The 13471-nt window shown below is 44.4% G+C and carries 7 protein-coding genes, 1 tRNA gene and 2 pseudogenes; 3 read left to right on the forward strand and 7 right to left on the reverse strand.

What is annotated here, in order from left to right; translation table 11 throughout:
* Positions 1 to 36: 36 nt before the first annotated feature.
* A complete protein-coding gene (gene rpsB / locus AB4X21_RS09510; protein WP_340281207.1) occupies positions 37 to 819 on the reverse strand; it encodes a 30S ribosomal protein S2 in 783 nt (260 codons plus the stop codon).
* A gap of 252 nt (positions 820 to 1071) precedes the next feature.
* Between rpsB and AB4X21_RS09515 the strand changes: the two genes are divergently transcribed.
* Positions 1072 to 1142, forward strand: a tRNA-Cys gene (locus AB4X21_RS09515).
* 297 nt (positions 1143 to 1439) lie between these two features.
* Here AB4X21_RS09515 and nusG read toward each other — a convergent pair.
* The 3 genes and pseudogenes from nusG to rpmG all read right to left on the reverse strand — a co-directional run bounded on the left by nusG (position 1440) and on the right by rpmG (position 2666).
* Positions 1440 to 1975: pseudogene (gene nusG, locus AB4X21_RS09520) on the reverse strand (transcription termination/antitermination protein NusG).
* Positions 1976 to 2327: 352 nt separating this feature from the next.
* On the reverse strand, positions 2328 to 2504 hold the full coding sequence (gene secE, locus AB4X21_RS09525) for a preprotein translocase subunit SecE (protein WP_369087916.1): 177 nt from the start codon (positions 2502 to 2504) through the stop codon (positions 2328 to 2330).
* A 9-nt stretch (positions 2505 to 2513) separates the two neighbouring features.
* Positions 2514 to 2666, reverse strand: coding sequence for a 50S ribosomal protein L33 (gene rpmG, locus AB4X21_RS09530; protein ID WP_003009043.1), 153 nt, complete (start codon positions 2664 to 2666; stop codon positions 2514 to 2516).
* Between the two features lie 144 nt (positions 2667 to 2810).
* On the opposite strand from rpmG, the gene AB4X21_RS09535 reads away from it, so the two are divergent.
* Positions 2811 to 3722 (forward strand): neutral zinc metallopeptidase, encoded by a 912-nt coding sequence (locus AB4X21_RS09535; protein ID WP_151379258.1) that lies wholly within the window; start codon positions 2811 to 2813, stop codon positions 3720 to 3722.
* A gap of 41 nt (positions 3723 to 3763) precedes the next feature.
* On the opposite strand, the gene pbp2a is transcribed toward AB4X21_RS09535, so the two are convergent.
* A complete protein-coding gene (gene pbp2a / locus AB4X21_RS09540) occupies positions 3764 to 5998 on the reverse strand; it encodes a penicillin-binding protein PBP2A (protein WP_151379257.1) in 2235 nt (744 codons plus the stop codon).
* Between the two features lie 103 nt (positions 5999 to 6101).
* Between pbp2a and AB4X21_RS09545 the strand changes: the two genes are divergently transcribed.
* Complete coding sequence (locus tag AB4X21_RS09545) at positions 6102 to 6965, forward strand: RluA family pseudouridine synthase (protein ID WP_320911101.1); 864 nt, start codon at positions 6102 to 6104, stop codon at positions 6963 to 6965.
* Between the two features lie 305 nt (positions 6966 to 7270).
* Here the strand turns inward: AB4X21_RS09545 and AB4X21_RS09550 are convergent.
* Both AB4X21_RS09550 and AB4X21_RS09555 read right to left on the reverse strand, forming a co-directional pair.
* Positions 7271 to 9727 (reverse strand): annotated as a pseudogene (locus AB4X21_RS09550) (GBS Bsp-like repeat-containing protein).
* Positions 9728 to 9871: 144 nt separating this feature from the next.
* Positions 9872 to 13345 carry a GBS Bsp-like repeat-containing protein gene (locus AB4X21_RS09555; RefSeq protein ID WP_369087917.1) on the reverse strand — a complete coding sequence of 1158 codons (3474 nt, stop codon included), beginning with the start codon at positions 13343 to 13345 and terminating at the stop codon, positions 9872 to 9874.
* Between the last annotated feature and the right edge of the window lie 126 nt (positions 13346 to 13471).

Below are 13471 nucleotides of genomic sequence, written 5' to 3' on the forward strand. Positions count from 1 at the left end.
CCTGCCCTCTTAGGTTTCGTTACGTATTGAATAGAATTAAGCGTTGTCGCCTTCTACAACTTCAACGATTTCTTCGATTGAATCAGCTTGACCTTCAGTAGCTACCAATTCAGCTTCTACTGTTGCAACACTGTCTTCACCTTGACGACCTTCGATAACAGCATCAGCCATTTTCGCAGTGATCAATTTAACAGCGCGGATAGCGTCATCGTTCGCTGGGATGATAACATCGATATCATCTGGGTCAGTGTTTGTGTCGACCATCGCAACAACTGGGATACCCAATTTTTTAGCTTCTTTAACAGCGATTTGTTCTTTATGTGGATCCACAACGTACATTACGTCTGGGATACGGGGCATATCTTCGATACCGCCCAAGAATTTTTCAAGACGAGCGCGTTGTTTGTTCAACAATGCAACTTCTTTCTTAGGAAGAACTTCGAAAGTCCCATCTTCTTCCATGCGTTTGATTTCTTTCAAACGAGCGATACGTTTTTGGATTGTTCCCCAGTTAGTAAGGGTACCACCCAACCAACGGTGGTTGATGAAGTATTGACCTGCACGAACAGCTTCTTCTGCAACAGCATCAGCAGCTTGTTTCTTAGTACCTACGAACAAGATCACTGCATCATTTGCAGCAGCATCACGCATGAAGTCGTATGCTTGGTCTGCATATTTTACAGTTTGTTGCAAGTCGATAACGTGGATTCCGTTACGTTCTGTGAAGATGTATTTAGCCATCTTAGGGTTCCAGCGACGAGTTTGGTGACCAAAGTGTACACCAGCCTCAAGAAGTTGTTTCATTGAAATTACTGCCATGAGTATTTCTCCTTTTTTGTTTTTTTCTCCTCTCTCAGACGTCAACTTGCAACACAACCACAAGGGCAACGGTGCCACAATGGATCCGAGATGAGTATTTGCTGTCTTAGACAACTCTATAAGTATAGCAGAAATCACTAGAATTCGCAAGTTATTTGAGAGATTTTTTCACTATTCTCGATCTACAATAATTTGAAGCAAAAAGTTTTTCTTGACCTATCTTGGTTTTTAGGTTACAATATTATATGTTATGGCGGTATAGCCAAGTGGTAAGGCACGGCTCTGCAAAAGCTTGATCGTCGGTTCAAATCCGTCTACCGCCTTGATAATAAAATTTTTTATCATCTTTTATCTTTTAAAAATTCCCCTAGCAATAGGGGTTTTTTGTTGCACTTCGGGTTCTTTCCTAATGATGGATTTTCTAAAACTCTCCTTTTCTATGCCAAGCACACCTTAAAAAATCCTAACAAATACTCTAATAAACCAAGGTTCCCCTCAAAATGATAAAATCGTAATTGTCCTATCTGCTGCAACTATCAAGTACTTAAAAGTTATTTCCGATCTGAAATAACATCGAAGAAATGAACCCTCCAAGTTTTTCTTGGAGGGTTCTCGCTTTCTTACAATTCAGCAATTTGGTTCAAGTTTACTTCTGCAACCGTATCGTTACCGAACATAGAAATGACCATTTTCACCTTGTTGTTATCAATTTCAGTGATCTTACCAGTATAGTCTGTGAAAGCACCGTCGATGATGCGAACTGTATCGCCCACCTTGACATCCAAATCAAACTCTTGAACGGTTTGACCCATAGAGAGCAAGATGTCATGATTTCTTCTTCCAACAATGGAGTTGGTTTTGAACGGTTCCCGTGGGATCCAACGAAACCAGTAACGTTCGGTGTATTCCGAACAACAAACCAAGCTTCATCTGTCATGACCATTTCTACCAAGACATAACCTGGGAAGCGGTTTTCTTCGATTTCTTTTGTTTTACCGTTTTTCTCAACTTGTACGGTTTGAGTCGGAATCTCTACGCGCAAGATGTTTTCTAACATATTGTAAGTTTGCGCACGTTGCAAAAGATTCTCTTTTACCTTGTTTTCATATCCTGAGTAGGTTTGTAATACAAACCAGCCTTTATCAAAACTGTCCATTTGGGCATCCTTTCTTTCTGTTTAGCCTGCTCGAGCTTTTGTGAACACACTAAAAAAAGCCTCTTGGCTTTCCTTTTCCTAGCTTCATTATACCACATTTTGCAGGAATGCAAAGAGGTTTGCTGATTTATTTTTTAGAAAAGAGCACAAAAGTGGGAGTGCGAAAGAATTCCAAGAAATTTAAAGAGGTTGAAGAGGTTGAAAAGCGAACAAAGACTTAGGATACTTGCTTCGCAAGTTTTATCCGCCACCTCAAAGCAGTGCTTTGAGCAATCAGCCACTGCGTCTTGTAGTTATTCCTATCAAACATCAAAGGCTGGACAGTTTTTGCCCAGCCTCATGGCTTCTTTTCTTAAAAGAAATTGATCATGTGCAATAGGCCACGTGCAATGACTTTGTCGAATAAATAAATCAATGCAACAAAGAAAGCGGTGTACTCAATCACTGAGATAAAGTTTTTCCATCTTTCCTTGCGATTTGGCCAAGTTGTATTTTTTAGTAAGACGAAAATATCTTTAATGAATTTCACAACTCTCTCCTATCGTGTTTCTTTATGGATGGTATATTTGCTGCAATGTTTGCAGAATTTATTAACTTCTAAACGTGTTGGTTTTGGCGTCCCACTCAACTTAATGGAGTAATTGCGTGACCCACAAACCGTACACGCTAGACTTGCTTTTTTTAATGCCATAACGCCTCCGTTCACCTCATTATAGCAAGTTTTCCACGTTTTGACAAGGACAGAAAACCTTCTGTCAAGAAAAAAGTAAATCTAAAGCGTTATCACTCAGGTTTTCACTTCATTTTTGGTAAAATAAAATAAAAGGAGACGAATATGAAAAGTGATAACCTAAAAGAAAGTAGAAATATCGAAGACCGTCGAGGGCAAAGCTACTCCCAGTCTTCCGGTAACAGTAACCTTGGCGGGGGCATTTTACAAATTTTGCTATCGCCCGGAAGCTTCAAGAGTAAAATCATCATCATCCTTCTCATGGTTCTTCTAGGAGGGGGAGCTAGCCTTGGGGGTCTCTTTGGAAATGGGACTTCTTCTCAGCCTTACCAGTCCACCCAAGTCACGCGCACCAACAAGACCCATGTAGACGATGCAGATGCCCAGTTCGTCAGCAAAGTCCTTGGGACAACAGAAGATCATTGGCACAAGGTCTTTCAAGCCGAAGGACGGACCTACCAAGAGCCTAAGCTAGTCTTCTATACCGGACGGACAAAGACAGGCTGTGGGGTTGGGCAAGCATCGGCTGGTCCCTTCTACTGTCCAACCGACAAGAAAATTTATTTGGACATGAGCTTCTATAAGGAATTGACAACTAAATACAAGGCCAGCGGGGACTTTGCCATGGCCTACGTCATCGCCCACGAAGTCGGCCACCACGTACAAAATGAGCTGGGAATCCTTGGCAAATACCATCGTATGCAGCAAGGACTTTCTGAAAAGGAACGAAATGCCATCAGCGTTCGCATCGAGCTGCAAGCCGACTATCTAGCAGGTGTCTGGGCCCGTTCCATTCAAGACCGAAACCTTCTAGATATCGGTGATATCGAAGAAGCCATGAATGCGGCCCATGCGGTCGGTGACGACACTCTCCAGGAGCAAGCTTACGGCTACTCGGTGCCAGATAGCTTTACCCACGGGACCTCAGAGCAACGCATGCGCTGGTTCAAACGGGGCTACCAGTACGGAGATTTGCAACACGGCGATACCTTTAGCTTGTCAGATAGTGAACTTTAAATACAAAACGATTCAGAAGAAGTTCTGAATCGTTTTTTTGATTAGAAACCAAGCCAGCCTTTGAAGGTATCCCAAGCGTTTTTCGCTTTTCCTGGGATATCGGCTTCGTCGATTGCTTTTTTCGCATCATCGACCATATTCGATGCCTTCTCTTTGACATCCTCAAAGAAACCTTTGTCTTCTTTGCTATCTGTTTCTGTCGTTTCTTCTCCGACTGGCGCAATACCATTTTCAGCATAGGAGTTCTTCACCGAGTCAAACTGAGTACCGTCTGTATAAGGCAGGACACTGCTTGCGACATTACGAAAGATCTCCGACGCCGTCCCAGCACTACTATCGGTTAGGTAATGACCTTCATCGGTCGTTGGGAAACCAAGCCATTGACTGATGACAACATCTGGCGTGTAGCCGATTACCCATTGGTCTCCAGAGAGATCCTTGTTAAAGCTGGTCTCTGTCGTACCAGTTTTCCCTGCCATAGTATAACCATATGGTGCAGCGTTGACCCCTGTACCATTACTGAAGGTCCCCAGCATCATATTGGTCATCTTATCCGTTGTGGATCCACTAAGCACCCGTGTTGATTTCTGACTGTGACTCTTGACCACTTGTCCACTTGCATTTTCAATCTTGGTAATGAGATGGGCATCATTCATGACCCCACCATTGGCGAAGGTCCCATAAGCTTGTGCCATCTGCATTGGATTGGTTGTCACACCGGCTCCCAAGGCAACGGCAAGCGACTTGTCCACCTTGTCCATGTTGAGCCCGAATTTTTTCCCGTATTCAAAGACCGTATCGAGACCCAATTCATTCGCCGTTGCTACGGCTGGAAGGTTAAGGGATTCTGCCAAAGCCTGGTACATCGGTACCGTTGGGCTCGACTGGATCCCCGCATAGTTATTAACCTCATAGCTTCCATATTGGGTGGTACTATTGTCCAATTCCTTATTGGTCGACCAACCTTCAGCAACAGCTGGGCTATAGACGACTAAAGGTTTGATGGTTGATCCCGGACTACGGGCAGCCTGGGTAGCGTAGTTGTAGGTACGGAAACCTGGATTTTGATCGCTTCCGACACGCCCTACGAGAGCCCGAACCCCTCCGGTTTTAGGATCGAGGGCGACACTACCAGATTCTGCGCGCGTGCCGTCTTCCGCTACTGGGAAGAGGGCCGTATTGTCATAGATCACCTGCATGCTTGCTTGGTAATTCTGATCCAGCTCGGTGTAGATCCGGTAGCCATTTTTGACAATGTCTTCTTCGGTCAAGCCGTATTTATTGACCGCTTCATTGATAACCGCATCAAAATAGGATGGGTAGCGGTAATCCTCCGACTTGCCTTCATAGGCATCGACCAGCTGGCCATGGATATCGACAGCAGCAGACTGATCAGCTGTTTTCTGGTCAATATAGCCAGCTGCCACCATATTTTGGAGGACAGTATTGCGGCGATTGGTCGCATTCTCTACCGAATAGAGCGGATTATAGATTTCAGGCCCCTTGAGCATACCGGCGAGTACCGCGGACTGATCCAGGCTTAATTGACTAGCTGAAACCCCAAAATACTTCTTGGAAGCATCCTCAATTCCCCAAACCCCATTTCCAAAATAGGCATTGTTGAGGTACATGGTGAGGATCTCTTTTTTACTGTATTTCTTATTGATTTCAAGCGCTAGGAAGAATTCCTTGGCCTTGCGTTCCACCGTCTGATCCTGAGACAGATAAGCATTCTTGGCTAGCTGCTGGGTGATAGTCGAACCACCACCTGAGCGACCCAGGGTCAAAATCGCTAAGAAGAAGCGACCATAGTTGATCCCGTTATTCTTGTAAAAGCTCCGGTCCTCTGTTGCGACCACGGCATTTTGCAGATTCTCACTAATGGCATCGAGTTCGACATAGGTTCCTTTTTGCCCGGTCAAACTTCCCGCCTGGTCCCCATTCTTATCATAGATAATGGTGGTCGCCTTCAGTGCACTCTGCAAATCCTTGACGTTGGTCGTCTTAGCGAGGTAGAAGAGATAGCCCCCTGTCAAGAGGCTAAAGCCTAGCCCAATGATCAGGAGAATCTTGGTCAAATGGAAGCGGCGCCAAAAACGACGGAAGGGGTGCTGAGAGAGGGGCTTGCTTTTGTGCTTGCCTGAGCGACTATAGGTTGGCTCTACTGTCTCTTCCTGTAGTTCTGTTTCTGGCACTTCTTCTGCCACCGCTTTTGGGGGATGATCCTTTCTAAAAAAAGTGATCAGGTTTTCAAATAATTCTTTTATTCTATTCATATCTGTTATTTTAACACCTTATCCTTGTCCTAGCAAGAAAAGATCGCTCATTCCCTTCTCCCATTTAGTTTTCTTTAAGCTTAGATTTTGCTACAATAGGGTCATGAACTATCAATTTACCATCCCACAATCCTTTCCCCAGATGACTGTGAAAGAGCTGCTTGAGGACTACTTCCTCATTCCCCGTAAGATCCGGCATTTTTTACGAACCAAGAAGCACGTCTTGGTCAATGGCGAGACCATCAACTGGCAGAGCCCCGTTCAAAAAGGAGACCAGATCCAGCTGATCTTTGACACAGATGATTACCCTGAAAAAGAGCTCCCAGCCGGAGATCCGAGTCTGGTTGAAGAACTCTATCAGGATGAGCATGTCATCATCGTTAATAAGCCTGAAGGCATGAAAACCCATGCCAATGAGCCGACAGAAATTGCTCTTCTCAACCATGTTTCCAGCTATGTTGGATCCACCTGCTACGTCGTGCACCGCCTAGACAAGGAAACCAGCGGGGCGATTTTATTTGCCAAAAATCCTTTTATCCTGCCCATTCTCAACCGCATTTTGGAAGATAAAAACATCCAACGCGAGTACTGGGCCTTGATCCAAGGTAGCTTAGCACAAAAAACCATCGTCTACAAGGATAAAATCGGACGCGATCGCCACGATCGGCGCAAGCGCCTGGTCGATCCACGCAAGGGGCAGTATGCAGAAACCCAGGTGACGCAACTGAAAAAAATCGGGCGAAACAGCCTGGTCAAATGCCAGCTCAAGACGGGGCGTACCCATCAGATCCGGGTTCATCTATCCCATCATGGGCACCCGATTGTCGGGGATCCTCTCTATAACCCTGCACGCGGAGAACGACTCATGCTCCATGCTCACCGCTTGACCTTTACCAATCCATTAACCCTTGAAACCATCCAAGTCGAAGCCCCTTCCAAGAGTTTTGAAGAAGGGTTGAAAGATTGAAAAAAAGAAGCCATAGGGCTTCTTTGGAGAATGTAAACAAACCGTTGTTATAGACAATCTAATAACTTCCATTAAGACAAAAAATTTTATTGCTTAGAGTTATTCAATCATCTTCTGAAACTTTCCGCCGTGAGAAAAGTGCTAGAAACAATAGTGTTTCTAGCACTCGGAATTATTGAGACCTTAGGCTCAATAATTAGTCATGGAACTTCTTTGAAGTTCGCTGACGTCCGTACTCACCTAAGGAAAGTTTTTAGAATGACTTTGTCTTCATTCAAAAAAGAAGCCACAGGCTTCTTTTTTTATTATTGATAGCGAGGGGTTGCAAATCCACGAATATTGCCATGGCCGATCCGGTAGGTATTGCGACGGACTTGGTTGTTGGAGTTTCCTTCAATGGTATGAATGATCCCATTTGAGACGCTTTCGACAATTCCGATGTGATCCGCAAAGCCGTTATTTGGCTGGCTATTTTGATCCCAGTTAAAGGTGATGATATCCCCTGCTTTTGGTGTAGAGGCACCATTTTCATTCCAAATGCCCAAGCGTTTGAAGATCTGAATGTGACGTTCAACTCCACATTCACGACCAATCAAACCGCTCAAACCTTCCCGCTGGAAGACTGTTGTGACAAAGATATCACACCAATCATCGGTCGTTTTCACTGCATACCCCACTGGAAGTGGTTTGACACTGTTATAATCATTAACCAATTGATGGTGAGTCGGTACCGCCACGAACGCCAACTAGACTAGTCACGCCCGTAAGACACGGTCCCGTTGCCCATTCGGCACACGAGGACTAAAAGCAGTTTGATCTGCTGTTACACGAGGATGGAGGGCTGTTTGACCAAGGTTAAATCCTTCAACACCACCATCGACATAATCTACATAGACGTGAGTGGTGTAGTTTCCCTGTTGATACTGGTGATTGGCTGTAGAAACTTGCACTTCTGTGTGCATACCAGAAGGTGCTGTTGCATACCAGAAAAGATTTTCTTGATGTGCTTTAGACCAGACAGCAACACGGATATTCTTAATCCGGCGTCCCTGAGGCGCTTGATCCACCGTTACCGTATAGGTTCCAGCACCAGAATTAACATTCTTGATCCCTGTTTGTGTCTTTGTCTTAGCATTTCGGAATTCGACTTCTGTAGTCGTTGTTCCAACACCCACACGAGAGCCATCATTTTGGATGTAGTAGAGGTGGATATGGTACTTACCAGTAGAGTTCTTATGATCGCTCGCTTTGATGGATACCTTGTAGTCTCCATTTGATTGGCGAGTCGCTTCATACCAGCGAATATCGTCTTGACCGTCCTTATCAGACCAAGTTGGGACTTGGACTGTTCGCACACCTTTAGGGCTGTAGACATCCTTAATGATGACGTCAAAAGTCCCCGTATCCTTGTTGTTGTTTTGAATAATAAGATTGCCAGTTGGACGAGATTGATTTTTGAAATCAATAAAGGCTTTTTTGACAAACTTGTTTTGACCCTTGGCATCCACATAGAAAACTTGCGCTTCATACTTGCCATCGGCATTTTCGTGATCACTAGCTTTCGCAGTCACTGTGTAGGAACCATCTGCTTGGCGAGTCGGAGTGTACCAGACAATGTCTTTCATGCCATTCGCATGAGACCAGAATGGAATCTTCACTTCCTTATAGCCATCGAAACCTTGAAGATTCTTGGCAGTAATCGTGAAGGTGCCCTCTTTTTCTGATTTTTTTATGGTCAAATCAGCAGATGGTTTGGGAGCTGTATAATCAACAAAGGCCTTTTTCACAAACTTGTTTCGACCTTGGGCGTCCACATAGAAGACTTGCGCCTCATACTTGCCATCAGCGTTTTCGTGGTCATTTGCTTTCGCAGTTACAGTGTATGAACCATCTGCTTGACGCGTCGGAGTGTACCAGACAATGTCTTTCATACCATTGGCATGAGACCAGAATGGAATCTTCACTTCTTTATAACCATCGAATCCTTGGAGATTCTTAGCGGTGATTGTGAAGGTACCCTCTTTTTCTGATTTCGTAATGATCAGATCAGCAGATGGTTTGGGAGCTGTATAATCAATAAAGGCCTTTTTCACAAACTTGTTTTGACCTTGAGCATCTACATAGAAAACTTGCGCCTCGTACTTGCCATCAGCATTTTCGTGAGCACTCGCTTTAGCTGTTACGGTATATGAACCATCTGCTTGACGAGTCGGAGTGTACCAGACAATGTCTTTCATGCCATTGGCATGAGACCAGAATGGAATCTTCACTTCTTTATAACCATCGAATCCTTGGAGATTCTTAGCTGTGATAGTAAAAGTACCTTCTTCTGACTCTGATTTTTTAATATTCAAATCTGCAGAAACCGGAGAATCCTGTTGAGGGACACTCTCATTTCTCGCTTCTACCACCCGTGCCCGTGCGCCATAGGGAGCGCGACTAGCTCCCACAGCAGGTGCTGGATTCTCTGATACAACCTTGTCGCTAGTTCCCTTATCAAAAGACGGGTTATTGCCAACAGTCGGTGTGACAGGTGCTGTCTCTGTTACAACAGATTTTTCTGTCTGAACTGCTTGATCAGTTTTCACCCCATCGGTTGCAATATTCTGAGTTTCTGATACCGTTGTTGTTTTCAAAACGACAGCTGAAGTATTTTCTGAGGTTTGATCGGCTGCGACTTGCTCATCTGCCTTGACCTGTTGTGTCGAAAAGGCTAATAAAACCGCTGCCCCAGCATAAACAATAAGATCTTTCTTTTTCATTTAACTTCCCTTACATTTTTTTATACGGATTCTACCCACATAGTAGTATTATAGCACAAATCGCCAGATCACGAAACAACTTCATTAGAAGATTTTATCCTGTTTTTAAAGAAAACAGAAGGCCAGATTGGCCTTCTGATTAGCTTATGCAAAAATAGAGAAGAAAGGTGCTCCGAGCTTGTTATCCATTGGGTCTTTACTCTTAATAGAGTGGAGATAATTGATCGAATACCAGCCGTTGTTGCCACTATTATATGGATCACGGACATAGGTTCTACCATTATCATAGCCATGCAAGACCAACTCATGGGTATAAGGATCACTGGTGAATTGGCTATTGCCTACCGCAGCAAGTACATGCTTGCCAGCCATGAGGGCTTCTGCAATACCTCCAGCTCCATTAACCAATTGGCTCTTCAAGCCCCAGTCACGAGTGGCAGCTACAATCCCATCAGAATCTGTTCCTGCTTCACCTTTGTTGAATGAATCAGTATTGTTGTAGAGATAATCAGCTACTGTTGTTGGCAAAATAGTTCTACCAAGGATATCTGTGAAAGTCATAGCAAGAGAGGTTGGTACACAACCTGACTGATCGACATTGCTCACACCGTAATATTTCCCAGCCCAACGAGGATCCCGTTGAGAATAATAGGTTGTTCGTGGATTCACCTTTTGATTTCGTGGAGACAAGGCAGTTTGACCGAGGTTAAAGCCTTCAACTCCCCCATCTTTGTAGTCCACATAGACGTGAGTAGTAAAGTTGCCTGCTTCATTACCGTGATTATTAGCAGAGACTGTGATCTCTGTGTGCATACCTGTCGGCGTTGCAGAATACCAGTAAAGATTTTCTTGATGAGCTTTAGACCAAGCGGCGACACGAATGTTCTTAATCTGACGCCCCTGAGGGGCTTGATCTACAGCTACTGTATAAGTCCCGTTCGTTGCATTGACATTCTTGATAGAAACTTGCGTCTTGGTCATGGCATTTCGGAACTCCACGTCTGTAGTCGTGGTACCAATACCAATCCGAGAACCATCATTTTGAATGTAGTAAAGGTGAACATGGTACTTACCAGTAGAGTTCTTGTGATCGCTCGCTTTGATGGATACCTTATAATCTCCGTTCGCTTGACGAGTCGCTTCGTACCAGCGGAGATCATCCTGTCCATCCTTATCCGACCAAGTAGGGACTTGAACAGTCCGTACGCCTTTAGGACTATAGACATCCTTGATGACGACGTCAAAAGTACCCGTATCCTTATTGTTGTTTTGGATCAAGAGAGTGCCGGTTGGACGAGATTGATTTTTGTAATCAATAAAGGCTTTCTTGACAAACTTGTTTTGGCCTTGAGCATCCACATAGAAGACCTGCGCTTCGTACTGACCATCAGCATTTTCGTGGTCACTGGCTTTGGCTGTTACGGTATAAGAACCATCTGCTTGACGAGTCGGAGTGTACCAGATAATGTCTTTCATCCCATTGGCTTGAGACCAGAATGGAATCTTCACTTCTTTGTAGCCATCGAAACCTTGAAGGTTCTTAGCCGTGATGGTGAAGGTACCATCTTTTTCTGATTTTGTAATGATCAGATCAGCAGATGGTTTAGAAGCTGTGTAATCGATAAAGGCCTTTTTCACAAACTTGTTTTTGCCTTGAGCATCTACATAGAAGACCTGTGCTTCGTACTTGCCATCGGTATTTTCGTGGTCACTGGCTTTGGCTGTTACGGTATATGAACCGTCTGCTTGACGAATCGGAGTGTACCAGATGATATCCTTCATCCCATTGGCATGAGACCAGAATGGAATCTTCACTTCTTTGTAGCCTTCGAAACCTTGAAGATTTTTAGCCGTAATGGTAAAGGTACCGTCTTTTTCTGATTTTACAATAGTCAGATCCGCTGCAACAGCGTTGGCCAGTTTTGTCGCTGTATAATCGGTAAAAGCCTTTTTCACAAATTTGTTTTGACCTTGGGCATCTACATAGAAGACTTGCGCTTCGTACTTGCCATCAGCATTTTCATGATCACTGGCTTTGGCTGTTACGGTATAAGAACCATCTGCTTGACGAGTCGGAGTGTACCAGATAATGTCTTTCATCCCATTGGCTTGAGACCAGAATGGAATCTTCACTTCTTTGTAGCCATCGAAACCTTGAAGGTTCTTAGCCGTGATGGTGAAGGTACCGTTTTTTTCTGATTTTACAATAGTCAGATCCGCTGAAACCGGAGTCTGATTTTTCTTTCCAATGGCTACTGTCGTCGTTGTTCCACCCACACCCGTCAATTGTCCATTATTCTGAACATAGTACAGGTGGACATTGTAAAGACCGGTTGAGTTTTTATGGTCCGCTGCTTTTACATTGACGGTATAGGTCCCGTTTGCTTGACGGTTGGCTGTATACCAAACAAGGTCATCTTGACCACCTGTTTCTGACCAGATTGGGACAGAAACTGTTCGAACTCCATTTGGCGCCTTAACATTTGAGATGACAACGTCAAAGCGTCCCGCCATGGTATCGTTATTGACAATGTTAATTTTCCCACTTAAGCTACCTTCTGTCGGGTCTGCGGCAGGTTTTGCGTTCGCTGTGAAGCGACCTGTATAGTCCACACTGTGGTCAAATAGGTGTTTTCCTGGAAGCAATTCCGCTTGAGAAGTGAACTGCCACGCGCCAGCTTTCCCATTGTAACGCAAGCTTTTCGCATCGTTTACAGACAGTTTTGGAGAAGGGTATTGGGCAACCCAGAAATTCTGAAGACCAAATTGAGCGGTGTTGACAGGACCTTTCTTGCGAAGGTTGTTTTCATCCAACCAGCTAGCACTTGTGTAGAACATCAAGTTAGTGTAGCCATTTTTACGCATTTCGTCAGCCCAGGCTTGGGTGTTGCGGTTAATGTTTGGCTGCATCTTGGCATCCTCAAAGTCATTGACCATGAGGGTATTCTTTGGCAAACTCAAACGTTGTGCAGCTGCAATATAGAACCGCGCTTCTGCACGCGCTGCTTCCTCAGAAGTATAGCGTGAGAAGTGGTAGGTCGATACTTGTAGACCCGCAGCTTGTGCATTACGAATTTGGTTCTCCGCATTTGGGTTCTTGTACCAAGTGTCTTCTGTCAATTTGACAACGACACCGCCCACGCCTTTATTAGCTAGGGTACGGTAGTCTCCAATACTAATGTCTCCGTTATGGCTACTCACATCAACGAATGATTTTGGCTGAACCGCCACATCTGTTGAACGACCAGCTGGAGCGTGAGCGCCTGTGTTAAAGAAGGTCGTGCTTCCTGAATCAGACGGAAGAGGAGTTTCTTCTTTCTCAGTAGTCGATGCATCTGTAGCCTTTTCTACAGATGGGGTCCCACTTTCTGAAGCTGCGGCCTTGCTCACAGGTGCCACAGCTGGTTCGGTCACATTTGCTGGTGCTGCATAGTTGCTTGCGACAGGTGCTACTGACTTTTCAGCAACGGCTACTTCTGGCGCTTTTTCAGCTTGGACTTGGTTGCCTTCAGTAGTAGTGGCCTCATTTGAAACCAGCTCATCTGCACTGACTCCCTGAGCAGATACAGCCATCAAGACTGCCGCTCCGGCATAAAAAATAAGATCTTTCTTTTTCATATAAACTTCCCTTTATACAAATTTTATACGTTAATCATTTTACCACACGGTTTCAGCGATGAAAAGTTTCATAAGGTAATTTTTTAAAATTAGTGATATTTTTTTGAAAAACTAAAAAAGAAGTCC

The organism is Streptococcus sp. CP1998, assembly GCF_041026655.1.
Taxonomy (GTDB): Bacteria; Bacillota; Bacilli; order Lactobacillales; family Streptococcaceae; genus Streptococcus; species Streptococcus dentalis.